Source organism: Streptomyces synnematoformans (assembly GCF_039531005.1).
GTDB lineage: Bacteria > Actinomycetota > Actinomycetes > Streptomycetales > Streptomycetaceae > Streptomyces > Streptomyces synnematoformans.
In genome coordinates, this window is the sequence record NZ_BAAAPF010000043.1 from 1 (window position 1) to 24,155 (window position 24,155).

Consider the following 24,155-nt stretch of genomic DNA (forward strand, 5'->3'; position numbering starts at 1 on the left):
GCCGCCCCGGCCGGGGCGGTCCGCGCCGCCCCGCCCGCCGCGCCCGCCGCCGGCCAGCGACGTCACCGCCACCCCGCCGACCAGCAGCAGCGCCGCCACCCAGCGCAGCCCGGTGATCCCCTCGCCCAGGAACACCGCCGCCGAGGACATCCCCGCGACGGGTACCAGCAGCGAGAACGGGGCCACCGTGGAGGCGTCGTACGTCCGCAGCAGATAGCCCCAGACGCCGAAGCCGAAGATCGTGACGATCCACGCGATGTAGACGACCGCGCCGACGCCCGCCCAGTCCAGCGAGCGCAGCGCCGCCCAGTCCCGCTCCGGCCCTTCGAAGACCAGCGACAGCGCGAGCAGCGGCAGTACGGGCACGCAGGAGACCCACACCATGAACCGCAGCCCGTCCGGCGGCGCGGCCTTGCGCATGATGACGTTCGCGACGCCCCAGGAGAACGCCGACGCCAGCACGATCGCGAACGCCCCCAGCGGCCCGGAGGCGCCCTCGTCCACCGCGGCCAGCGCCACCCCGCACAGCGCCACCCCCATGCCCGCCAGCCGCACCCGCCCCGGCCGCTCCCCCAGCACCACCGCCGCGATGCCCGCCGTGAACACCGCCTGTATCTGCAGCACCAGCGACGACAGCCCCGCCGGCATCCCCCGCTCCATGCCGACGAACAGCAGCCCGAACTTCACCGTCCCCAGCACCAGCCCGACCGCCAGGATCCACTTGACCGCCACCTGCGGCCGGCCGACGAGGAACACCGCCGGCAGCGCCGCCACCAGGAAGCGCAGCGCGGTGAACAGCAGCGGCGGGAAGTGGTCGAGACCCACCTCGATGACGACGAAGTTGAGGCCCCAGAAGAAGGCGACGAGGACGGCGAGTGCGATGTGCAGCGGGCGCATCCACCAAGGATCAACCCCGACGACCGTAAAGCACCAGCACGTATTACTTCATGATTGGATGTAGCAATGCTGAAATCTGGGGGTGACGATGCTCGACCTGTCCCGCCTCCGCGCCCTGCACGCGGTGGCCGTCCACGGCTCCGTCGGCGCCGCCGCGGCCGCCCTCGGCTACACCCCGTCCGCCGTCTCCCAGCAGATCGCCAAGCTGGAGCGCGAGACGCGCACGCCGCTGCTGGAACGCCGCGGCCGCGGGGTGACGCTCACCGACGCCGCCCAGCACCTCGCCGCCACGGCGGAGCAGTTGCTCGCCCTCGTCGAGGAGGCCGAGACCACGCTGGAGGAGCGCCGCGGCCGGCCCATGGGGCGGCTGACGGTGGCCTGCTTCGCGACCGCCGCCCGCGGGCTGCTGCCCGCGGCGCTGGCGGCGCTGGCCGCGGAGCACCCGGCGCTGGACACCCGCATGGTGGAGGCCGACCCGCACCTCTCCCCCGGGCTGGTCACCCGCGGCGTGGCCGATCTCGCCGTCGCCCACGACTGGGACATCGCCCCGCTGCCCACCCCCGAGGGGATGGAGCTGGCGGCCATCGGCGACGACCTGTGCGACATCTGCGTCCCGGCCGGCCATCCCTTCGCCCGGCGCGCCGGGCTCGTCCGCGCGGACCTCGTGGGCGAGCGCTGGATCTGCCAGCCGCCGGGCTCGACCTGCCACGACTGGCTCGTACGCACCCTGCGCACCTCAGGCCACGAGCCGGATCTCGCCTACCAGGTCGCCGAGTACGCCTCGCAGCTCGCGCTGGTCGCGGCGGGGCTGGGCATCGCGCTGGTGCCGCGGCTGGGCCGCGGGCCGCTGCCGGCGGGGGTGGTCGCGGTGCCGCTGGAGCCGGTGCCGGTGCGGCGGGTGTACGCGCTGTGGCGTACGGGAGCCGCGCGGCGGCCGGCGATCCGGGAGGCGGTGCGGCTGATGCAGCGGGAGTGGAAGGAGCGGGCCGGCGGCTGACGGCGGGCGGGGAACGGCCGTGCCCGCGGGCTGCAACGGCCCGCGGGCACGGCGTGCACCGCTCAGCGGCCCGGCCGGCACGCCGCTCGGCGGCTCAGCCGGCGCGCCGCTCGGCGGCCCCGGCTCACGGCCGGAGCGACTGCTCGCGCAGTTCCTTCTTCGTCACCTTGTCCAGCCCGCTGTCGTACGCGGCCAGCGGCTTCGCCTTCGAGGTGCCGGTCTCGGCCTCGACGTCGGCCCAATCGAGGATCCGCTCCGTCGCCTTGGCGCGCTGCGCCTCCGGCAGCTGGCTGACCCGCGCGCCGTGGTTCGCGCCCGGCGCGGTGTAGACGTACGAGTCCCGCGCGCCCCGCCCGAGGCGGAACGGCTCGGCGCCCCACGGGTCGTTCTCGCCGTAGACGAAGAGCATCCGGCGGGCGTTCTTGCGCACCCAGCGGTCGATGTCGTTCATCACCCACGGCTTGAAGCGCATGTCGATGTCGCGCGGGACGAAGTTCCGCGGCGGCAGGTAGCCGTAGCGGCTCAGGTCCTTCAGGTGCGGCAGCTGGATGGTGGGCGCGCCCAGCTCGGTGCCCGCCTGGTAGTAGTACGGCGTGTACGGCGCGAGCCCCTGGTCGCTGTAGAAGGACCAGCCGGCGATGGCGTCGACGTAGTCGTAGAGTCCCTGGTCGGAGACGGTGGCGGCGTCCGGCACGTCGGCGCAGTCGGCGGCCGAGCTGTACTGCCAGAAGCCCCACACGAGGTCGAGGACGGTCGCCTCGAACGCCTTGTCCAGGCTGCCGACCGTGGTGAAGGTGGCGCCCGACTCCGCGGCCCACGCCGCGTACTTCTCCGACAGCGCGTCCCGCCGCACCAGCGCCTCGCGCTGCACGGCGTTGAGCGCGTCCCGGCACTCCTCGGTCCCGACCCGCTCGAAGAACCGGTCGTAGGCCGCGTCCTCCCTGTTCACCACGTCGTTCGGCGCGACGTACGCGACGACGCCGTCCATGTCGCGCGGGTAGAAGCGCTCGTAGTACGTGGCGGTCATGCCGCCCTTGCTGCCGCCGGTGGCCAGCCAGTTCTCGTCGTAGACGTCGTTCAGGGCCCGGAAGATGCGGTGCTGGTCGCTGGCGGCCTGCCAGATGTCGAGCTTCTTCCAGTCCGCGGGGTCGGGCCGGGACGGGGTGAAGAACCGGTACTCCATGGAGACCTGGTTGCCGTCCACGATCTGTGTGGGCTCGCTGCGCGACGGCCTGGTGGAGACGTCGTAGCCGCTGGTGGAGAAGACGGTGGGCCGGTCGGTGTCCTTGTGCAGCACGGTGAGCCGCTGCTGGAAGGTCCGGCCGTGCGGCCTGTGGTGGTCGACGGGCTGTGTGTAGTTCAGAACGAAGTAGCGGTAGCCGTCGACCGGCTTCTCCTCGATCAGGCTCATGCCGTCGATCGAGAGGAGCCGGTCCTTGATGTCGGTCTCGTCCGCGGTGGCGGCCGCGACCGGTGAACTGCCCAGCCCCGCCGTGCCGGTGAGCACGGCCAGACTCAGCAGCCATCCGAGCGTCCTGCGCATCTTCCCTCCCCGGGTTCACAATGACCCTCGGAACCTAGCCGTGTTGGCCGCCCCGGACCAGAACGCCGAGCCCACCTGTGGATAACTTTCCACGGATTGCGCTGCTTCGATTACGCTGTGTAGCGAGAAATTGGACGGGCAGGACAGGAAAGGCGGGGGCGGACGATGCGGCACGACCACCCGGGAGGACTTCGTCGACGGCTACGCCGGCTGCGCCGCCGGTTCCACCAAGCCCGCGTAGGTCCGCCACAGCTCCGCGTACCGGCCGCCCCGGGCGAGCAGTTCCTCGTGGGTGCCGTCCTCGGTCGCCCGGCCGTGGTCGAGGACCACGACGCGGTCGGCGCGGGCCGCCGTGGTCAGCCGGTGGGCGACGACGAGAGTGGTGCGGCGGCCCGCGAGGCGGTCGGTGGCGCTGTTGACCGCGGCCTCGGTGGCGAGGTCGAGGGCGGCGGTGGCCTCGTCGAGGAGCAGGATGTCGGGGTCGACCAGCTCGGCGCGGGCGAGTGCGATGAGCTGGCGCTGGCCGGCGGAGAGGTTGCGGCCGCGTTCGGCCACGTCGTGGAGGTAGCCGCCGGGCAGCGAGGCGATCATGTCGTGCGCGCCCACGGCGCGCGCGGCGGCCTCGACCCGGGCGTCGTCGGCGTCGGGCCGGCCGTAGGCGATGGCGTCGCGGACGGTGCCGGAGAAGAGGTACGACTCCTGGGGGACGACGCCGAGGCGCTGGCGGTAGCCGGTGAGGTCGAGTTCGCGCAGGTCGGCGCCGTCGACGCGGACGGCGCCGCGGGTCGGGTCGTAGAACCGCGCGGCCAGCTTGACCAGCGTCGACTTGCCGGCACCGGTCTCGCCGACGAACGCGACGGTCTGGCCGGCCGGGATCGTCAGGTCGAGCCCGGTCAGCGCCGCCTCGGCGGCGCCGTCGGCCTGCCCGTCGTACGCGAAGTGCACGTCGTCGAACGTGATCTCGCCGCGCAGCCGCCCGACCGGCCGCGGCCGCGGGGGCGGCGGTGTGGAGGGCTCCTCGTGCAGGAGTTCCTGGATGCGGCCGAGCGCGACGGCCGCCTGCTGGTAGCCGTCGAAGACCTGGGAGAGCTGCTGCACGGGGGCGAAGAACAGGTCGATGTACAGCAGGTACGCCACGAGCGCGCCCGCGGTGAGCGTGCCCGCGGCCACCCGGTCCGAGCCGATCGCCAGCACGCCCACGGTGGCGAAGGAGGCGAGGAGCTGCACGAAGGGGAAGTAGACCGATATGAGCCACTGGCCGCGCACCCGCGCCCGGCGGTAGCCGTCGCTGCGCTCGGCGAACCGTGCGGCGCCGCCGTTCTCGCGGCGGAACGCCTGCACGATGCGCAGCCCGGCGACCGACTCCTGCAGGTCGCCGTTGACGACGCTGACGCGCTCGCGCGCCAGCTCGTACGCCTTGACGCTCTGCCGGCGGAAGAAGAACGTGCCCACGATCAGCGGCGGCAGGGTGGCGAAGACGACCAGGGCCAGCTGGAGGTCGATGACCAGCAGCGCGACCAGGATGCCGAAGAAGGTCAGCAGCGAGACGACGGCGGTGACCAGGCCGGTCTGCAGGAACGTGGACAGGGCGTCCACGTCCGTGGTCATCCGGGTCATGATCTTGCCGGTCAGATGGCGCTCGTAGTAGTCGAGGCCGAGCCGCTGGAGCTGGGCGAATATCTTGACGCGCAGCGCGTAGAGCACCCGCTCGCCGGTGCGGCCGGTGAGCCGGGTCGCGCCGACCTGGGCGGCCCACTGGCCGAGCACGACGACGAGCGCGAGCCCCGCGGCGGTCCACACGGCGCCGAGCGAGAGCTGCTGGACGCCTTCGTCGATGCCGTGCCGGATGAGGACGGGCAGCAGCAGCCCGGCGACCGCGTCGCCGGCGACGAAGAGGAGCGCGACGGCCAGCGGGGCGCCGAAGCCGCGCAGCAGGCGGCGCAGCCCGTACGACTCCTCCGCCGCCTCGGCGCGGTCCTCGTCCACCGCGGGGGCGTCGGTGGCGGGCGGCAGGGCGGCGACCTTGGCCAGCAGCTCGGGGCTGCCGGGCGAGCCGGCGAGCATGCCGGCGAAGCCGGAGGGGTCGCCGGCGGAGGCGGTGGAGTTGCCGCCGGCGGCGGTGCTCTGCTCGCCGGTCTCCTTGCGCACCCACAGGCCGGGGGTGACGCCCTCGACGCTGGCGTGCGTGTCGGCGCCGGCCTGGCCGGCCGGGTCGCGCTCCCGGTCCGCCAGCTCGTCCGGGTCCGTCAGCAGCCGGCGGTACAGCGGACAGCGGGCCTGCAGCTCCTCGTGGGTGCCGACGTCGACCAGCCGGCCCCCGTCGAGGACGGCGATGCGGTCGGCGAGCGCCAGGGTGGACTGGCGGTGGGCGATGAGCAGCGTGGTGCGGCCGGCCATGACGCTCTTGAGCGCCTCGTGGATCTCGTGCTCGACGCGGGCGTCGACCGCGGAGGTGGCGTCGTCCAGCAGCAGCAGCCGGGGGTCGGTGAGGATCGCGCGGGCCAGCGCGATGCGCTGGCGCTGGCCGCCGGAGAGGGTCATGCCCTGTTCGCCGACGACGGTGTCGTAGCCCTCCGGGAGGTCGCCGGCCGGGCCGCCGTCCCCGGCGCCGCCGTCTCCGCTGCCGCCGCCGTTGCCCAGCTCCGTGATGAAGCCGTCGGCCTGGGCGGCGCGGGCGGCGGCCCGGATCTCCCCGTCGGTCGCGCCGGGGTGGCCGTAGGCGATGTTCTCCCGGATGGACTCCGAGAACAGGAAGCTGTTCTCGGGGACGAGCCCGATGGCCGCGCGAAGGGACGACAGCGTGAGGTCGCGTACGTCGTGGCCGCCGACGCGGACGGCGCCGCCGTCGCCCGCGGCCGGGCCCGCCGTGACGTCGTAGTAGCGGGGTATCAGCATCGACAGCGTGGACTTGCCGCTGCCGGAGGCGCCGACGACGGCCATCGTCTCGCCGGGCTCGACGCGCAGCGACAGCCGGTCGAGCACCGGGTGGTCGGGGTCGTACCCGAAGGTCACGTTGTCGAACTCGACGTCGGCGGGGGCGTCGGCCGGCAGTTCGTGCGCGCCGGGCCGGTCGGACAGCTCCGGCTCGGTGTCGATCAGCTCGTAGACCCGCTCCACGCCCGCGCGGGCCTGCTGTCCGACGGTCAGCATCGTCGCGAGCATCCGGACCGGGCCGACGAGCTGGGCCAGATAGGTGGAGAAGGCGACGAAGGTGCCGAGGGTGATCTGGCCGCGGGTGGCCATCCAGCCGCCGAGCGCCAGCATGCCGACCTGGCCGAGGGAGGGCACGGCCTGCAGGGCAGGGGTGTAGCGGGCGTTCATGCGGACGGTGCGCAGCCGGGCGGCGTAGAGCTTGCGGCTGACGGCGCGGAGCTTGCCGGTCTCCTGCTCCTCCTGGCCGAAGCCCTTGACGACGCGGACGCCGCCGACGGCCCCGTCCACGACGGACGCGACGGTGCCGGCCTGCTGCTGGGCGTACCAGGTGGCGGGGAAGAGCCGGGTGCGGCTGCGGTTGGCGATCCACCACAGGGCGGGGGCGACGCCGAGGGCGACGAGGGTGAGCAGCGGGGACAGGACGACCATGACGACCAGCGAGACCGCGAAGAGCAGCACGTTGCCGATCATCATCGGGACCATGAAGAGCAGGCCCTGGACGAGCTGCAGGTCGGTGGTGCCGCGGCCGACGACCTGCCCGGTGGACAGCTCGTCCTGGCGGCGGCCGTCGAGGCGGACGATGGCGTCGTACATCTCGGTGCGCAGGTCGTGCTGCACGTCGAGGGCGAGCCGCCCGCCGTAGTAGCGCCGGACATAGGTGAGGCCGTAGACGGCGAGGGCGGCGAGGATCATCAGGGCGGCCCAGGGCGCGAGGGGCCGGTCGCCGGAGACGATCACATCGTCGATGATCAGCTTGGGGATGAGCGGGACAAGGGCCATGATGCCCATCCCCGCGAGGGAGGCGCCGAGGGAGAGCAGAACGTTGCGTCGGTAGCGCAGACAGTGTCGTACCAGCCGCCGCGCCCAGCCGTCGGGTCGGCTCCGCGAAGGGGTCTGCTCCGCTGGGTCGTCCCCCGTGGGCCGCTGCCCGGCTGGGATCTTCCCCGATGGTTCCGCCACCGGTCGCCTCCGCCTCCGTGTCGATCGTTTCCGGTCCAGGATCGACAACCGACGGGCGCCGGGATTTGTTTCTCGGGTGCGTACGGAATGTTGCCCGCGAGCCGCGCGGGCGCTCGGGCGCGGGTCAGGCCACGGCCTGCAGCTGCGGCGGACTGCTGCCGGTGAGCACCTCCACCAGTACCAGTAACCGGGTCAGCGGCTGCTCCACGCCGCCGTGCCCGTCCGCGGGCACGGCGGGGCCGCCGCCCGCGGAGAAGCGGGCCCAGACGGCCTTGCCGTAGGGGCCCGGCTCGCTCCAGCCCCAGCTGTCGCTGAGGCACTCCACGATCTGCATCCCCCGCCCCGACTCCGCCATCGGGTCCGCGACGCACACCCGCGGGACGCCGTTCCCGGGGTCGAAGACCGCGCACACGACCTCCTCGCCGCGGCGCAGCAGGCTGAGCACGACGGGGTGGGGGGCCTGGCTCCAGGACGGTTCGCAGAGACCGTGCCGCAGCGCGTTGGCCACCAGCTCGGAGGCGACGGAGGCGACGTCGTCGACCAGCTCTTCCAGCAGCCACCCGCGGAGCGTCGCGCGGGCGACGTCGCGGGCGATGGATATGGACCGGGGGTCGTCCTCGAGCGTGCACGCTGCGAACTCGGAGGCTTTCACCCACCCTTCAGCCGGTGCGGTCATCTCCAACTCCCCAGTCTCACGTGCACGTTGATGAAACAGGTTGCGATGCCATAGTGATCGATGTGCACTTGCCGCTGCAAGTACGGATGCAATTTCATTCGCAAGAACAGGTGCACGTACATTGGTGTCCCGATCACACAAGGAGGCACGATGCAGCAGGTCACGAACGGCGTACCGGCGGACCAACTGGTCGGAATCGCCTGGCGGAAGAGCGGGTTCAGCAATCCGAACGGCGAGTGCGTGGAGGTCGCCGGGCTCCCCGGCGGGGACATCGCCATGCGCAACTCGCGCGATCCGGGTGGACCGGCCCTCATCTACACACAGGCGGAGATCACCGCCTTCCTGCTCGGCGCGAAGGACGGCCAGTTCGACGATCTGATCGTCAACGGCTCGGCGGGGAAGCCCGGTTGAACTCCGTAGTAGCTGTACACCGAACCCTTCACGGTGAGAGACTGAACGGTCGATTCACATACCGCGGGACAGGGGCAGGTCGCATGTCAGCGTCACCGGAGCAGACGTCATCGGTACGCCGGGCACTTACTCAGCAGCACGGAGGACCCACGGTCCTGCGCATCCTGCTGGGCACACACCTGCGCCGGCTCCGGGAGGCTGCCGACGTCACCCGCGAGGCCGCCGGTGACGCGATCCGGGCCTCGCACGCCAAGATCAGCCGTCTTGAGCTGGGCCGGGTGGGGTACAAGGAGCGCGACGTCGCCGACCTGCTCACCCTCTACGGCGTCACGGACGAGCAGGAGCGTGCCGAGTTCCTGGCCCTCGCCCACCGCGCCAGCTCGCCGGGCTGGTGGCAGAAGTACGGCGACGTGCTGCCGGGCTGGTTCGAGACGCTGCTCGGCCTGGAGGAGGCCGCGGGGCTGATCCGTAACTACCAGGTCCAGTTCATTCCCGGCCTGCTGCAGACCGCGGACTACGCCCGCGCCGTCATGCTGCTGGCCAACGCGGGGGCGTCCGAGCAGGAGATCCAGCGCAAGGTCGACGTGCGGCTGCGCCGCCAGCAGGTGCTGGACCGGCCGGACGCGCCGAAGCTGTGGGTCGTCGTGGACGAGGCGGCGCTGCGCCGCCCTCTCGGCGGGGCGGACGTCATGCGGGGCCAGCTCAGGCACCTGCTGGAGATGGGCAACCGGAAGAACGTCACGATCCAGATCGCGCCCTTCGACATCGGCGGCCTCGCGGCGGCCGGCGGGCCGATACACGTCATGCGCTTCACCGAGCCGGACCTGCCCGATGTGGTCTACCTGGAGCAGCTGACCAGCGCGCTCTACCTGGACAAGCCGGACGAGGTGGAGAACTACAAGCTGGTCATGGACCGGCTCTGCGCCACCGCCGAGACGCACGCGGGCAGCATGCGGATACTGGAACGGCTCGCGGACGAGTTCTGACGGCCTCCCGGCGCCGGTTCTCCCGGCCGGGCGGCGACACGGCGGCAGATCACAGCATCAGTGGATCAGGCGCGGCGGCGCCTGATCCGTCGTGCCCTCCCCTCCTTTCCCCTTACTCCGGTTACTCCGACGCGTCCCCGCCGGCGATCTGGCGGGCCATCAGCGTCGTCAGCTCGTACGCCGTGTGTGACGCCGCCACCGAGGTGATCTCGGCGTGGTCGTACGCCGGGGCCACCTCCACCAGGTCCGCGGAGACCAGTCGGCAGCCCGCCAGGCCGCGCAGGATCTCCAGCAGCTCGCGCGAGGTGAGGCCGCCGGCCTCCGGGGTGCCGGTGCCCGGGGCGTGTGCCGGGTCCAGGACGTCGATGTCGACGGAGACGTAGAGCGGCCGGTCGCCGATGCGCTGCCGCAGCTGGTCGGTGACCTCGTCCACGCCGCGGCGCAGCACGTCCGCCGCGGTCACGATGCCGAAGCCCATCTTCTCGTCGTCGTCCAGGTCCCTGCGTCCGTAGAGCGGGCCGCGGATGCCGACGTGGGAGAGCGCGGAGGTGTCGAGCACGCCCTCCTCCACCGCGCGGCGGAAGGGGGTGCCGTGGGTGTAGGCGGCGCCGAAGTAGGTGTCCCAGGTGTCGAGGTGGGCGTCGAAGTGCAGCAGGGCGACGGGTCCGTGCCGGCGGGCGACCGCGCGCAGCAGCGGCAGCGCGACGGTGTGGTCGCCGCCGAGGGTCATCAGCCGGGCGCCGGTGGCCAGCAGGTCGCCGGCGGCGGCCTCGACGGTCGCGACGGCCTCGCCGATGTCGAACGGGTTGACCGCGATGTCGCCCGCGTCCGCGACCTGGGCCAGGGCGAAGGGCGCGGCGTCCTGCGCCGGGTTGTACGGGCGCAGCAGCCGCGACGCCTCGCGGATCGCGTTGCCGCCGAAGCGGGCGCCGGGGCGGTAGGAGACGCCGCTGTCGAAGGGGACGCCGACGACGGCGACGTCCGTGTGCCCCACCTCGTCCAGGCGGGGCAGCCGGGCGAAGGTGGCGGGGCCCGCGTAGCGCGGGACGCGGGAGGAGTCGACGGGGCCGCGGGGGGTGCCGGTGGTGCTCATGCCTCCGACGATAAGCGCAGGGCAGCGCGGGCGGAGCTGTACAGACTGGACACCTGCGCGACCGTACATGTGTCCGGGTGACAATGACACCATGGCCCTCATGTCCCTGCCTGACGCACCCAGCCGCCCGGAAATCGTCGACCACCTCGTCCGCACCCGCATCGCGGGCGACGTCGCCACGCCCCGCGAGGGGAACCTGCGCCACTACCGCGAGCTGAGCCGGGGCAACCTGCGCTTCTGGCTCGGCCTCGACCTCGGCGACCGCTGGACCGACGAGAACGACGTGCTCGCCGTCATGGCCGAGCGCGTCGGCGTCGTCGCCGACCCCGCGCACACCCGCGGCCAGGACCGCATCGACCCCGAGCTGACCGTGGCCGGCCTGGACCGGATGGCGGCCGAGCTGCGCAAGGCCGCCGCGGGCCGGCAGCGGGTGCTGCTGGCTACCGGCCACCCCGGCGGGCTGCTGGAGGTGCACAGCAGGACGGCGGCGGCGCTGCGCGCGGCGGGCTGCGACATCGTCACGGTGCCGCCCGGGCTGCACGTGACGGAGGGCGACGACGACTCGTACGGCAACGTCCAGCAGTTCTGCGACGTGGCCGTGCTGGAGAAGGGCGCGACGCTGTGGCACACGCACGCGCCGCAGCCGGTGCGGCGGATCCTCGACGCGCTGGAGCGGGCCGGCGAGGCGCCGCCGGACCTGGTGGTCGCCGACCACGGGTGGGCGGGCGGCGCCGCGCAGCGCGGGATCCACGCCGTGGGGTACGCGGACTGCAACGACCCGGCGCTGTTCCTCGGCGAGGCCGAGGGCACGCTGGCGGTGGCGGTGCCGCTGGACGACCACGTCACCGACCCGGGGGCGTACGCGCCGATGACGGCGTACCTGCTGGCAGCGGCCGGGCTGGACCTGCCCTAGCGGACGGCAGCCGCCGCGGCGGAGCCGCAGCCACCCCGGCGGCGGACCGTGCCCCGGCGGCGGACCGCGCTCACGCGCGCGGGACGCGGATCACGCCCTCCTGGATCACCGACGCCGCCAGCCGCCCGTCGCGGGTGAAGATCCGCCCCGTGCTCAGCCCCCGCCCGCCCTGCGACGTCGGCGACTCCTGGTCGTACAGCAGCCACTCGTCCGCCCGGAACGGCCGGTGGAACCACATCGCGTGGTCCAGGCTGGCGCCCACGACGTCGCCGACGGCCCAGCCGCCGCGGCCGTGCGCGAGGAGCACGGAGTCGAGCAGGGTCATGTCCGAGACGTACGTCATGAGGCAGACGTGCAGCAGCGGGGTGTCGAGGGCGCCGGCGAGCTTGCCGTTCGTCCGGAACCACACCTGCGAGCGCGGCTCCCGCGGCGCCCCGACCTCGCCCCACGGCGGCGCCGCCGCGTACCGCAGGTCGACCGCCGCACGCGCCTCCAGCAGCCGGCGTACGAGCGCGGGGTCGCGGAAGCCGGCCGCGTAGCGCGGCAGCGACTCCTCGGGGGTGGGCAGGGTCTCCGGGTCGGGCGCCGCCGGCATCGGCACCTGGTGCTCCAGGCCCTCCTCGTGCGTCTGGAACGACGCCGAGAGGTGGAAGATCGGCTGTCCGTGCTGGACGGCGACGACGCGGCGGGTGGTGAAGGAGCGGCCGTCGCGGATGCGGTCGACGGTGTAGACGATGGGGGCGCCGGGGTCGCCGGGGCGCAGGAAGTAGGCGTGCAGCGAGTGCGGCGGCCGGTCGGCGGGCACGGTGCGGCCGGCGGCGACCAGCGCCTGCGCGGCGACCTGCCCGCCGAAGACGCGCGGGACGACGGCGGGGCGGGAGGCGCCGCGGTAGATGTCCTGCTCGATCTGTTCCAGGTCCAGCAGGTCGATGAGCTGGGTGAGTGCGGCGTCGGCCATGGGGCGAGTCTCGCAGAGCCGCGGCCCTACAGGCCCATCGACTTGGCGACGATGGAGCGCATGACCTCGCTGGTGCCGCCGTAGATGCGGGTGACGCGGGTGTCGGCGTAGAGGCGGGAGATGGGGTATTCGTTCATGTAGCCGTAGCCGCCGTGCAGCTGCAGGCACCGGTCGATGACGACGGCCGCGCGTTCGGTGCAGAAGAGCTTGACGGCGGCGGCGTCGGCGACGCCCAGCTCGCCGGCGTCGTGCTCGTCCAGCGCCCGGTCGACGTACGCCTGCATGGCGTCGACCTCGGCCCTGCAGTCGGCGAGCACGAACTTGGTGTTCTGGAACTCCGCCACGGTCCGGCCGAAGACGGTGCGCTCCCGGACGTACTCCAGCGCGAACCGCACGGCCGCGGCGGCCTGGGCGTACGCGCCGACGGCGATGCCGAGGCGCTCCTGCGGGAGGTTGTGGGTCAGGTACGTGAACGCCTTGCCCTCCTCGCCGAGCAGGTCGGCGACGGGCACCTTGACGTCGGTGAAGCTCAGCTCGGCGGTGTCGGAGGACCGCAGCCCCAGCTTGTCGAGCTTGCGCCCGACGGCGTAGCCGGCGGAGGCGGTGTCGACGACGAGGATGGAGATGCCGCCGCGGCGGTCCTCGGGGGTCGGCGGGGCGGTGCGGGCGCAGACGAGGACGCGGTCGGCCTGGACGCCGCCGGTGATGAAGGTCTTGGCGCCGTTGAGGACGTAGTGCGTGCCGTCGTCGGAGAGCTTCGCGGTGGTCTTCATGCCGGCGAGGTCGGAGCCGGTGCCGGGCTCGGTCATGGCGATGGCGGTCATCATGTCGCCGGAGACGAAGGCGGGCAGCCAGCGGCGCTTCTGCTCCTCGCTGCCGTACGTGAGCAGGTACGGCAGGCAGAGGGCGGTGTGCACGGAGGAGCCGCCGAAGGAGACGCCGGCGCGGGCGCACTCCTCGCTGATGACGGCGTTGAACTTGAAGCTGCTCTCACCGGCGCCGCCGTACTCCTCGGGCACCTCGATGCCGAAGACGCCCAGCTCGCCGAGCTTCTTGTACAGCTCGCGGGGGACGGCGCCGGCCTCCATCCAGTCGTGGTAGTGCGGCACGACCTCGGCGGCGATGAAGTCCCGGATGGTCTCGCGGAACGCCTCGTGGTCCTCGTTGAACACCGTCCGCCGCATGGGCCTCGCCTCCCGGGGCAACTCGCCGACTAAGCGCTTGCTCAGTGCACTGTCATTGAAGTTACCCGCGGGTCAGCACATCTGTCCAGGGCGGGCCGGACGGGCCCGGAGGTCGCGGCGAGCGGCGCGTCAGCTCGACGTCGGCGCCGGGGACACCGCCCCCGGCGCCGCCGCGAAGGCGCCGCGCGCCAGCCGGTGCAGGAGCGCGGCGGTGGCGGCCCGGTCGGGGAGGGTGCCGCGGGCGCCGAGGTGGGGGGTGGAGTTGAGGAGGCCGAAGACCGCGTGGACGGCGGTACGGGCCGCACCCTCGGCCAGGTCCGGGTACACCTCCCGGACGACGTCGACCCACAGCTCCACGTACTGCCGCTGGAGCTGCCGCACCAGTTTGCGGTCCTCGTGCCGCAGCCGGTCCAGCTCCCGGTCGTGCAGGGTGATCAGCGGGCGGTCGTCGAGCGCGAAGTCGATATGGCCGCTGATCAGCGCGTCGAGCGGCGCGTCCGGGCCGGCCCCGCGCACCGCCGCCCGGGCGCGGCCCGCGTCGAGCAGCCGCTCACTGATGCCGACCAGCAGCTCCGCGAGCATGGCGTCCTTGCCCGCGAAGTGCCGGTACAGGCCGGGGCCGCTGATGCCGACCGCCGCGCCTATCTCGTCCACGCCCACCCCGTGGAAGCCGCGGTCCGCGAAGAGGCGCGCGGCCTCCCGGAGGATCTGCTCACGCCTGGTGGGGGTCGGGGCCTGGGTGCTCATGGGGGCCATTGTAGACAGCCCGGTTAGTGAGCGTTAACCTTGGGTGCACGGCGTTAACGACAGCTAACCTTATTTTCGGCCTGTCGTACTGCTCAACGAGGAAGGGCGCGCTCCGTGGACCACGCACCCGTGCTGACAACCGCCGCGGACCCCGCAGGCCCGGGCGCCGCCGCCTGGCGCACGAACGAGGCGGCGCACCGCGCCCTCGCCGACGAGCTGCACGACAAGCTCGCCGCCGCCCGCGCCGGTGGCGGCGAGAAGGCCCGCGCCCGGCACACCGCCCGCGGCAAGCTGCTCCCCCGCGACCGCGTGGACGGCCTGCTCGACCCCGGCTCGCCGTTCCTGGAGCTGGCGCCGCTCGCCGCCGACGGCATGTACGGCCCCGGCGGCGACGACGCGCCCGCCGCGGGCATCATCGCCGGCATCGGCCGGGTCAGCGGCCGGACCTGCGTCGTCGTCGCCAACGACGCCACCGTCAAGGGGGGCACGTACTACCCGATGACGGTCAAGAAGCACCTGCGCGCCCAGGAGGTCGCGCTGGAGAACCGGCTGCCCTGCGTCTACCTCGTCGACTCCGGCGGCGCGTTCCTGCCCATGCAGGACGAGGTCTTCCCCGACCGCGAGCACTTCGGCCGGATCTTCTACAACCAGGCCCGCATGTCCGGCGCCGGCATCCCGCAGATCGCCGCGGTCCTCGGCTCCTGCACCGCCGGCGGCGCGTACGTCCCGGCGATGAGCGACGAGGCCGTCATCGTCCGCGACCAGGGCACGATCTTCCTCGGCGGCCCGCCCCTGGTGAAGGCCGCGACCGGCGAGGTCGTCAGCGCCGAGGAGCTGGGCGGCGGCGAGGTCCACTCCCGCACCTCCGGCGTCACCGACCACCTCGCCGAGGACGACCCGCACGCGCTGCGCATCGTCCGCGGCATCGTCGACACCCTCCCCGAGCCCGGCCCGCCCCCCTGGTCCGTGCGCGCCGCCGTGGCGCCGAAGCACGACCCCGCCGGGCTGTACGGCGCCGTGCCGGTCGACTCGCGGACCCCGTACGACGTGCGCGAGGTCATCGCCCGGATCGTCGACGGCTCGCGCTTCCAGGAGTTCAAGGCCGAGTACGGCACGACGCTCGTCACCGGCTTCGCCCGCGTCCACGGCCACGCCGTGGGCATCGTCGCCAACAACGGCATCCTGTTCTCCGAGTCCGCCCAGAAGGGCGCCCACTTCGTCGAGCTGTGCGACCAGCGCGGCATCCCGCTGCTGTTCCTGCAGAACATCTCCGGCTTCATGGTCGGCCGCAGCTACGAGGCCGGCGGCATCGCCAAGCACGGCGCCAAGATGGTGACGGCGGTGGCGTGCACGCGGGTGCCGAAGCTGACGGTCGTCATCGGCGGCTCGTACGGCGCCGGCAACTACTCGATGTGCGGCCGGGCCTACTCGCCCCGCTTCCTGTGGATGTGGCCCAACGCGAAGATCTCCGTCATGGGCGGCGAGCAGGCCGCGTCCGTCCTCGCGACCGTCAAGCGCGACCAGCTGGAGGCGCGCGGCGAGGAGTGGTCCGCGGCGGCGGAGGACGAGTTCAAGGCGCCCGTCCGCGAGCAGTACGAGACCCAGGGCAATGCCTACTACGCGACCGCCCGGCTGTGGGACGACGGCGTCATCGACCCGCTGGACACCCGCCGGGTGCTGGGGCTCGCGCTGACCGCCTGCGCCCACGCGCCGCTGCCCGCCAGGGACGGCGCGGCGCAGGGCTTCGGCGTCTTCCGGATGTGAGGGGGAGGGTGGCGATGTTCGAGACCGTTCTGCTGGCCAACCGGGGCGAGATCGCCGTACGGGTCATCCGTACGCTGCGGGCGCTCGGGATCCGCCCGGCGGCCGTGTTCACCGGCCCGGACGCGGACGCGCCGCACGTGCGCGCGGCCACCGCGGCCGGCGGCACCGCCGTGCGGATCGAGAGCTATCTGTCCGTCGACGAACTGCTGCGCGCGGCGCGCGAGACGGGCGCCGAGGCGGTGCACCCGGGGTACGGGTTCCTCGCCGAGAACGCCGGGTTCGCGCGGGCCTGCACGGCGGCGGGGCTGGTCTTCGTCGGCCCGCCGGCCGGGGCGGTCGAGCTGATGGGCGACAAGATCCGCGCGAAGGAGACGGTGCGGGCGGCGGGCGTGCCGGTGGTGCCGGGTTCGTCGGGCAGCGGGCTGACGGACGGCGAGCTGGCCGCGGCGGCGCGGAAGATCGGCATGCCGGTGCTGCTGAAGCCCTCGGCGGGCGGCGGCGGCAAGGGCATGCGGCTGGTACGGGACGAGGGCGCGCTGGCGGACGCGGTCGCGGGCGCGCGGCGCGAGGCGCGCGGCTCGTTCGGCGACGACACGCTGCTGGTGGAGCGGTGGATCGACCGGCCGCGGCACATCGAGATCCAGGTGCTGGCGGACGGCCACGGGAACGTGGTGCACCTCGCGGAGCGCGAGTGCTCGCTCCAGCGGCGGCACCAGAAGATCGTCGAGGAGGCGCCGTCGCCGCTGCTGGACGAGGAGACCCGGGCGGCGATGGGCGCGGCGGCGGTGGCGGCGGCGCGGTCGTGCGGGTACGCGGGCGCGGGCACGGTGGAGTTCATCGTGCCGGGCGGCGGCGCGGGCTCGGGGCCGGTGGCGTACTACTTCATGGAGATGAACACGCGGCTGCAGGTCGAGCACCCGGTCACGGAGCTGGTCACGGGGCTCGACCTGGTGGAGTGGCAGCTGCGGGTGGCGGCCGGCGAGCGGCTGCCGTTCACGTCCGCCGACGTCGCCCTGGACGGGCACGCCGTGGAGGCGCGAATCTGCGCGGAGACGGCCCGGGTCGCGGAGGACGGCGAGCGGGTCGACTTCCTGCCGTCCGCGGGCCGGGTGCGGCTGCTGCGCGAGCCGTCCGGCCCCGGCGTGCGGGTCGACTCGGGGCTGTCGGAGGGCACGGAGGTGGGCACGGCCTACGACCCGATGCTGGCGAAGGTCATCGCCTGGGGCCCGGACCGCACCGCCGCGCTGCGCCGGCTGCGGGCGGCGCTGGCGGACACGGTGGTGCTGGGCCTGGACACGAACACCGGCTTCCTGCGGCGGCTGCTGGCGCACCCGGCGGTGGCGGCGGGTGACCTGGACACGGGCCTGGTCGACCGCGACGCGGCCCGCCTGGCGACGGCCCCGGCCCCGGCGGCGGCGTACGCGGCGGCGGGGCTGCTGGCGCAGTCGGCGCTGGAGTCGGCGGCGCGGGAGCCCGCGGGTCCGGACGGCTGGACGGACCCGTTCGCGGAGCCGTCGGGCTGGCGCGCGGGCGGCCCGCCGGCGTGGACGGAGCGGTGGTTCCGCGTACCGGGACGGGACCCGGTGGCGGTACGGGTACGGGGCCTGGCATCGGACGCCGAGGTGCAGACCGGGGCTGAGCCCCAGCCCCCCGGTGTGCCGGACGACGCCGGGGCGGAGCCCGGCGGGAGTGCCGGGGCAGAGCCCCGCCGGGGTCCCGGGGCAGAACCCCGCGGGGATGCCGGGGCAGAACCCCGCGAGGATGCGGGGACAGAACGCCGCCGGGATCCCGGGGCGGAGCCCCGCCGGGGTGCCAGGACGGAGCCCCGCGGAGGTGCCGGGGCAGAGCCCCGCGGAGGTCCCGGGGCAGAACCCCGCCGGGGTCCCGGGGCAGAACCCCGCGAGGGTCCCGGGGCAGAACCCCGCCGGGGTCCCGGGGCAGAACCCCGCGAGGGTGCGGGGGCAGAGCCCCGCCGGGGTCCCGGGGCAGAACCCCGCGGGGGGTCTCGGGGGCGGAGCCCCCGAGTTTCGGGAAGGGGCGGGGTCGGGGAACCCCTCCCGGCCCGGCTCACGCACGCCGACGACACCGGCGTCACCCTCGAACTCGGCGGCGTCACCCACCGGTTCTCCTTCGCCCCCTCCCCCGACGGGATCTGGCTCGGCCGCGGCGGCGACGCCTGGCACCTCGCCGACCACGACCCCGTCGAGGCCGCACTCCGCGGCGGCGCCCTCGCCGCCGGGGCGGACGCGCTGACCGCGCCCATGCCCGGCACCGTGACCGTCGTCAAGGCCGCCGTCGGCGACCACGTCGCCGCCGGGCAGAGCCTGCTCGTCGTCGAGGCGATGAAGATGGAGCACGTCATCGCCGCCCCGCACGCCGGCACCGTCGCCGCGCTGGACGTCGCCGCCGGCGGGACCGTGGCCATGGACCAGGTGCTCGCGATCGTCGTACCGGACGAAGGCGAAGGCGACGCGGACGCAGGCGCAGACGCCGCAGGCAGAGACGACGACCGCCGAGACCCGGAGGCCCCGCGATGACCGGCACCCCCCTCCCCATGCGCGTCCCCGCCGCCGGCCTGCCCGCCCGGGTCCGTATCCACGAGGTCGGCCCCCGCGACGGGCTGCAGAACGAGAAGACCACCGTCCCCACCGACGTCAAGGCCGAGTTCGTGCACCGCCTCGCCGCCGCCGGCCTCACCACCGTCGAGGCGACGAGCTTCGTCCACCCGAAGTGGGTCCCTCAGCTCGCGGACGCCGAGGACCTCTTCCCGCGCCTCGCCGACCTGCACGACGCCGGCGACGTCCACCTGCCCGTCCTCGTCCCCAACACCCGCGGTCTGGAGCGCGCCACCGCCCTCGGCGCCCGCCGCGTCGCCGTCTTCGCCAGCGCCACCGAGACCTTCGCCCGCCGCAACCTCAACCGGTCCGTCGACGAGTCCCTGGCGATGTTCGCCCCGGTCGTCGCCGCGGCCAAGGCCGACGGCCTGCACGTCCGCGGCTATCTGTCGATGTGCTTCGGCGACCCCTGGGAGGGCGCCGTCCCCCTCGCCCAGGTGGTACGCACCGCCCGCGCGCTCGCCGACATGGGCTGCGACGAGCTGAGCCTCGGCGACACCGTCGGCGTCGCCACCCCCGGCCACGTCGCCGCGCTGCTCACCGCCCTCGCCGACGACGGCCTCGGCGCCGACACCCGGTCGACGATCAGCGTCCACTTCCACGACACGTACGGCCAGGCCCTGGCCAACACCCTCGCCGCGCTGCAGCACGGCGTCACCACCGTCGACGCCTCCGCCGGCGGCCTCGGCGGCTGCCCGTTCGCGAAGAGCGCCACGGGCAACCTCGCCACCGAAGACCTCGTGTGGATGCTGCAGGGGCTCGGCGTCGAGACCGGCGTCGACCTCGACCGGCTCGTCGCCACCAGCGTCTGGATGGCCGAACGCCTCGGCCGCCCGAGCCCGTCCCGCACCGTGACCGCCCTCTCCCACAAGGAGTGATCCCCGATGACGCCGACGCTCGACCACCGCCTGTCCCCCGAGTTGGAGCAGCTCCGCCGCACGGTCGAGGAGTTCGCGCACGACGTGGTGGCGCCGAAGATCGGCGACTACTACGAGCGGCACGAGTTCCCGTACGACATCGTGCGCGAGATGGGCCGCATGGGCCTCTTCGGGCTGCCGTTCCCGGAGGAGTACGGCGGGATGGGCGGCGACTACCTGGCGCTGGGCCTCGTGCTGGAGGAGCTGGCGCGGGTCGACTCCTCGGTGGCCATCACGCTGGAGGCGGCCTGCTCGCTGGGCGCGATGCCGGTCTACCACTTCGGTACGGAGGAGCAGAAGCGCACCTGGCTGCCGAAGCTCTGCTCCGGCGAGATGCTGGGCGCGTTCGGGCTGACGGAGCCGGAGTGCGGCTCGGACGCGGGCGGTACGCGCACGACGGCGCGCCTCGACGAGGCCGCCGGCGAGTGGGTGATCAACGGCACGAAGTGCTTCATCACCAACTCCGGGACGGACGTCACCGGCCTGGTCACCGTCACCGCCGTCACCGGCCGCGACGAGTCCGGCAAGCCGGAGATCTCCGCGATCATCGTGCCGTCCGGCACCCCGGGCTTCACCGTCGCGGCCCCGTACTCCAAGGTCGGCTGGAACGCCTCCGACACCCGCGAGCTGTCCTTCGCCGACGTCCGCGTCCCGGCCGCGAACCTCCTCGGCGAACGCGGCCGCGGCTACGCCCAGTTCCTGCGGATCCTGGACGAGGGCCGCATCGCGATCGCCGCGCTGGCCACCGGCCTGGCGCAGGGCTGCGTCGACGAGTCGCTGACGTACGCGCAGCAGCGCCACGCCTTCGGCCGGCCGATCGGCGCCAACCAGGCCATCCAGTTCAAGCTGGCCGACATGGAGCTGCGCGCCCACACGTCCCGCCTGGCGTGGCGGGACGCGGCGTCGCGGCTGGTGCACGGTGAGCCGTTCAAGAAGGCGGCGGCGCTGGCGAAGCTGCACACCTCGACGGTGGCGGTGGACAACGCGCGGGAGGCGACGCAGATCCACGGCGGGTACGGGTTCATGAACGAGTACCCGGTGGCGCGGATGTGGCGGGACGCGAAGATCCTGGAGATCGGCGAGGGCACGAGCGAGGTGCAGCGCATGCTGATCGCCCGCGAGCTGGGCCTGCCGCCCACGCCCTGACAGACACACGGACCCCCGGTCCCGCCACCGGGCGGGACGGGGCGGCCGTACGCACCGGCCCGCACGGGTGCGCATTGCCGCCGGCGCCCGGGCCGGACGGCGCGCCTCACGCGCAGCCGCCCTCCGCCCGCGGCCACGCCTCCACGCCGTCCGGCGTGCGCACGTAGACCCGGGAGCCGTCCTCGTCGTCCACCCACAGCCGCCAGTCGTCGAGCCGGTAGCCGGTGTCCCGGGCGCGGCCGGGCAGTTCGACGTCGCCGTCGTACGGCTCGGCGAGCATCTCCTCCGGCAGCACGCCCTCCGGGTCGCGGACGTACGTCGCGCCGCCGCCGTGCGCGTCCTCGCCCAGGGTCAGGAAGTGCGCCGTCTGCCAGTCGCAGTGCTCCGGGCCACGGTTGCTGGTCACCCGGGTGACCGGCACCCGGTCGCCCCGCCCGTCGGTCCAGATCTCCCGGAACCCGTCGGCGTCGGCGGCCGGTTCGAACTCCGCGGGATCGCACCGGGCGGTGGTCTCCGGGCCCCAGCCCGGCCGGTCCTCGCGGTCCTTGGCGACGATCACGGCCTCCTTGGTCCGCCCGTCCACATCGTGCGAGAACAGCACCCGGTTCTTCTCCTTGCGCTCGATGCGGAAGCCGTACGACGGCGGTTCCTCGCCGTTGACGGACCAGTGCCAGGCGAGCCCCTCCTCGGGCGTCGCGCCGCCGCCGTCCGAGGGCCACGGGTCACTCCGACCGCCCAGGTAGATGTCGCCGTCGCACTCCAGTGCCCGGCCGGCGGCCCCCGCCATGGCCATCATCTCCTCCGGGCCCGGCTCCCCTTCGCCCTCCCACTCCGGCGCCGGCGGCAGGTACAGCGGCCCGTCGTACGGCGCCGCGGGCGCCTCGCCCTCGATGACGAGCGAGCCCGCCGCGCCGTCCTCCGTGCCGCAGCCCGCCGCCGCCACGGCGAGCCCCAACGCCAGCACCGTCCCCGCAATTCCGCCGCCGACCCGCATCCCCGCCTCCGTTCCCGTGCACACCCCTGTCCCCGGTGGGACGGGCCCCGGGCGGTTTCGGCTCCCTTCTCCCCTGCGGCCGATGGCCGAGACGCGGCCCACCCCCTGGGAAGGAGAGTTAGGTTAGGTTAGCCTAAGCTGCGTTGTCGGCCCGCAGGGTCCCGTACGCACGAAAGAGATCCGCATGCCCCACGCCCGCACCCGCAGGCTCTCCCGCCGCGGCCTGCTCGCCGCCGGCGGCGCCGCCGGCCTCACCGCGCTCCTCTCCGCCTGCGGCGACGACAGCGGCTCCGGCGGCGGCACGGAGGGCGGCCCCTGGTCGTTCACGGACGACCGCGACAAGACGGTGAAGGCGGACGGAACGCCGCAGACCATCGTCGCCTTCACGGGCACCGCCGCCGCGCTGCACGACTACGGCATCAGGTGCGCCGGGGTGTTCGGCCCGACCACGACGAAGGGCGGCGAGCCGGACGTGCAGGCCGGCGATCTGAACGTCGACGAGCTGGAGGTACTCGGCAACACCTGGGGCCAGTTCAACGTCGAGAAGTACGCGGCGCTCGCGCCCGAGTTGCTGGTCGCCCCGACGTTCGACGACGCCGGCACCCTCTGGTACGTGCCGGAGGAGTCCGCCGACAAGATCCTGCGGCTGGCGCCCAGCGTGGCCGTCAGCGTCTACGACCGCCCCATGACCGAGCCGCTGGAGCGCATGCTGCGGCTCGCCGGAGCGCTCGGCGCCGACACCGGCTCCGCGGAGATCAGGGCGGCCAGGAAGCGCTTCGAGGACGCCGCCGGGCGGCTGCGGCGGGCGGCGAAGAGCCGGAAGGACATCCGGGTCCTCGTCGGCTCCGGCAGCGCCGACCTCTTCTACGTCTCCGGCACGAACCTCTCCGCCGACCTGGAGTACTTCAAGCAGCTCGGCGTGAACTTCGTCGAGCCCCCGGAGGCGGCGAAGGAGAACAGCGGCGGCTGGTTCGAGGAGCTGAGCTGGGAGAACGTCGACAAGTACGACGCCGACCTGATCATGCTGGACAACCGCACCGCCACGCTCCAGCCCGCCGCCCTGGCGGACAAGCCCACCTGGGAGCGGCTGCCCGCGGTGCGGGCGGGCCAGGTCGTCTCCCGCGTCACCGAGCCCGTCTACTCGTACGACAAATGCGCGCCGGTCCTCGATGACCTGGCCGAAGCCCTTGAAAACGCCAGAAAGGTGAGCTGACGTGACCACGGAACCGACCACGCAGACGGAGGAGCAGGCCGAACCGGCAGAGGACGCCGCGGCCGCGGAGCCGTTCCGCTTCTTCCGCCTCGAAGTCGCCCGCACCGAGCGGCTCAGCCCGACGCTCCTGCGCATCACCTTCACCGGCGGCGACGGCACCGGCGGCACCGGCGGGCTCGACGGCTTCGCCTCCGGCGGGTGCGACCAGAGCCTGTCGCTCTTCCTGCCGCACCCCGGCCAGGCGGAGCCGGTGATGCCGACGGGCCCGGACTGGTTCAACGAGTACCGCGCGCTCGACCCCGGGGAACGGGCCGTGCTGCGCTCGTACACCGTGCGCGCGCAGCGCCCCGGCGAGGTCGACATCGACTTCGTGCTGCACACCGACCCCGCGGGCCCCGCCGCGCAGTGGGCGGGCGACGCCGGCCCCGGCGACTGGATCATCGCCCTGGGCCCCGCCGTTCCGGACAACACCGGCGTGCGCTTCCGGCTGCCGGAGGGTGCGGATTACGTCATCGTGGCCGCCGACGAGACCGCGCTGCCCGCCGCCGCCGCGATCCTGGAGTCGCTGCCCGCGGGGCTGCCGGCGAAGGTGTGGATCCGCGTGCCGCACGCCGACGACGCGATCAAGCTGCACACCGCCGCGGACGCCGAGATCAGCTGGCTCACCGGCGACACCGCCGGCGTGGTCGACGCGCTGCGCGCCGCGGAGCTGCCCGCGGGAACGCCGTACGCCTGGCTCGCCGGCGAGGCGGGGATGGTGCGGGAACTGCGCCGGCAGCTCGTCCGGGAGCGGGAGTTCGACCGCCGCGCGGTCTCCTTCACCGGCTACTGGCGCCGCGGCGCCTCGGAGGACCAGTTCCGCTACGAGGCCCCGGACGAGGGCGAGACCGGGGCCGAAGGCGAGGCCGCGGCGGGGTGAACCGGCGGGAGTGGCCGAAACGGCGGGGGCGAGGGACCTAGGACCAATTACTTAGGTTAGGCTTACCTA

19 protein-coding genes are annotated in these 24,155 nt (G+C 73.8%); 10 read left to right on the plus strand and 9 right to left on the minus strand.

Annotation, left to right across the window (positions count from 1 at the left end; translation table 11 throughout):
* The coding region (locus tag ABD317_RS10335; protein ID WP_344289497.1) for an EamA family transporter at positions 1 to 897 on the minus strand (897 nt) is incomplete at its 3' end.
* A gap of 88 nt (positions 898 to 985) precedes the next feature.
* On the opposite strand from ABD317_RS10335, the gene ABD317_RS10340 reads away from it, so the two are divergent.
* A complete protein-coding gene (locus ABD317_RS10340; RefSeq protein WP_344289515.1) occupies positions 986 to 1,894 on the plus strand; it encodes a LysR family transcriptional regulator in 909 nt (302 codons plus the stop codon).
* A 124-nt stretch (positions 1,895 to 2,018) separates the two neighbouring features.
* Here ABD317_RS10340 and ABD317_RS10345 read toward each other — a convergent pair whose 3' ends face one another.
* The 3 genes from ABD317_RS10345 to ABD317_RS10355 all read right to left on the minus strand — a co-directional run bounded on the left by ABD317_RS10345 (position 2,019) and on the right by ABD317_RS10355 (position 8,226).
* Entirely contained in the window at positions 2,019 to 3,437 is a 1,419-nt protein-coding gene (locus tag ABD317_RS10345) for a S28 family serine protease (RefSeq protein WP_344289498.1), read from the minus strand.
* 201 nt (positions 3,438 to 3,638) lie between these two features.
* Positions 3,639 to 7,445: an ABC transporter ATP-binding protein gene (locus ABD317_RS10350; RefSeq protein WP_344289516.1), complete on the minus strand. Its 3,807-nt coding sequence runs from the start codon at positions 7,443 to 7,445 to the stop codon at positions 3,639 to 3,641.
* Positions 7,446 to 7,674: 229 nt separating this feature from the next.
* Positions 7,675 to 8,226, minus strand: coding sequence for an ATP-binding protein (locus ABD317_RS10355; protein WP_344289499.1), 552 nt, complete (start codon positions 8,224 to 8,226; stop codon positions 7,675 to 7,677).
* A 150-nt stretch (positions 8,227 to 8,376) separates the two neighbouring features.
* Between ABD317_RS10355 and ABD317_RS10360 the strand changes: the two genes are divergently transcribed.
* Positions 8,377 to 8,637: a DUF397 domain-containing protein gene (locus tag ABD317_RS10360; protein WP_344289500.1), complete on the plus strand. Its 261-nt coding sequence runs from the start codon at positions 8,377 to 8,379 to the stop codon at positions 8,635 to 8,637.
* A gap of 83 nt (positions 8,638 to 8,720) precedes the next feature.
* The gene (locus tag ABD317_RS10365) at positions 8,721 to 9,623 is read left to right on the plus strand and encodes a Scr1 family TA system antitoxin-like transcriptional regulator (RefSeq protein WP_027755797.1); all 903 of its coding nucleotides are present in this window, start codon (positions 8,721 to 8,723) and stop codon (positions 9,621 to 9,623) included.
* A 121-nt stretch (positions 9,624 to 9,744) separates the two neighbouring features.
* Here the strand turns inward: ABD317_RS10365 and speB are convergent, their stop codons facing one another.
* A complete protein-coding gene (gene speB, locus ABD317_RS10370) occupies positions 9,745 to 10,716 on the minus strand; it encodes an agmatinase (RefSeq protein WP_027755798.1) in 972 nt (323 codons plus the stop codon).
* Between the two features lie 91 nt (positions 10,717 to 10,807).
* Between speB and ABD317_RS10375 the strand changes: the two genes are divergently transcribed.
* On the plus strand, positions 10,808 to 11,629 hold the full coding sequence (locus tag ABD317_RS10375; RefSeq protein ID WP_344289501.1) for a phosphatase: 822 nt from the start codon (positions 10,808 to 10,810) through the stop codon (positions 11,627 to 11,629).
* A 70-nt stretch (positions 11,630 to 11,699) separates the two neighbouring features.
* On the opposite strand, the gene ABD317_RS10380 is transcribed toward ABD317_RS10375, so the two are convergent.
* The 3 genes from ABD317_RS10380 to ABD317_RS10390 form a co-directional block, all read right to left on the minus strand.
* Positions 11,700 to 12,587, minus strand: a complete 888-nt coding sequence (locus ABD317_RS10380) for an acyl-CoA thioesterase (protein ID WP_344289502.1) — start codon at positions 12,585 to 12,587, stop codon at positions 11,700 to 11,702.
* Between the two features lie 26 nt (positions 12,588 to 12,613).
* Complete coding sequence (locus ABD317_RS10385) at positions 12,614 to 13,771, minus strand: acyl-CoA dehydrogenase family protein (protein WP_344289503.1); 1,158 nt, start codon at positions 13,769 to 13,771, stop codon at positions 12,614 to 12,616.
* Positions 13,772 to 13,900: 129 nt separating this feature from the next.
* Entirely contained in the window at positions 13,901 to 14,518 is a 618-nt protein-coding gene (locus tag ABD317_RS10390) for an SACE_7040 family transcriptional regulator (RefSeq protein ID WP_027755802.1), read from the minus strand.
* A 114-nt stretch (positions 14,519 to 14,632) separates the two neighbouring features.
* On the opposite strand from ABD317_RS10390, the gene ABD317_RS10395 reads away from it, so the two are divergent.
* From ABD317_RS10395 to ABD317_RS10410, 4 genes are read left to right on the plus strand one after another with little or no spacing between them, the layout of a single operon-like run.
* Entirely contained in the window at positions 14,633 to 16,282 is a 1,650-nt protein-coding gene (locus ABD317_RS10395) for a carboxyl transferase domain-containing protein (protein ID WP_344289504.1), read from the plus strand.
* A 14-nt stretch (positions 16,283 to 16,296) separates the two neighbouring features.
* Positions 16,297 to 18,819, plus strand: a complete 2,523-nt coding sequence (locus tag ABD317_RS10400) for an ATP-binding protein (RefSeq protein ID WP_344289505.1) — start codon at positions 16,297 to 16,299, stop codon at positions 18,817 to 18,819.
* Positions 18,816 to 19,775: a hydroxymethylglutaryl-CoA lyase gene (locus ABD317_RS10405; RefSeq protein WP_344289506.1), complete on the plus strand. Its 960-nt coding sequence runs from the start codon at positions 18,816 to 18,818 to the stop codon at positions 19,773 to 19,775. The genes ABD317_RS10400 and ABD317_RS10405 overlap by 4 nt, the downstream gene beginning before the upstream one ends.
* Positions 19,776 to 19,781: 6 nt before the next feature.
* Entirely contained in the window at positions 19,782 to 20,960 is a 1,179-nt protein-coding gene (locus tag ABD317_RS10410) for an acyl-CoA dehydrogenase family protein (RefSeq protein ID WP_027755805.1), read from the plus strand.
* 106 nt (positions 20,961 to 21,066) lie between these two features.
* On the opposite strand, the gene ABD317_RS10415 is transcribed toward ABD317_RS10410, so the two are convergent.
* Positions 21,067 to 21,954 (minus strand): hypothetical protein, encoded by an 888-nt coding sequence (locus tag ABD317_RS10415; protein ID WP_344289507.1) that lies wholly within the window; start codon positions 21,952 to 21,954, stop codon positions 21,067 to 21,069.
* A 184-nt stretch (positions 21,955 to 22,138) separates the two neighbouring features.
* Between ABD317_RS10415 and ABD317_RS10420 the strand changes: the two genes are divergently transcribed.
* Together ABD317_RS10420 and ABD317_RS10425 are read left to right on the plus strand one after the other, a co-directional pair.
* Positions 22,139 to 23,167 carry an ABC transporter substrate-binding protein gene (locus ABD317_RS10420; RefSeq protein ID WP_344289508.1) on the plus strand — a complete coding sequence of 343 codons (1,029 nt, stop codon included), beginning with the start codon at positions 22,139 to 22,141 and terminating at the stop codon, positions 23,165 to 23,167.
* Between the two features lies 1 nt (position 23,168).
* Positions 23,169 to 24,086: a siderophore-interacting protein gene (locus ABD317_RS10425; RefSeq protein ID WP_344289509.1), complete on the plus strand. Its 918-nt coding sequence runs from the start codon at positions 23,169 to 23,171 to the stop codon at positions 24,084 to 24,086.
* The last annotated feature ends 69 nt before the right edge of the window (positions 24,087 to 24,155 follow it).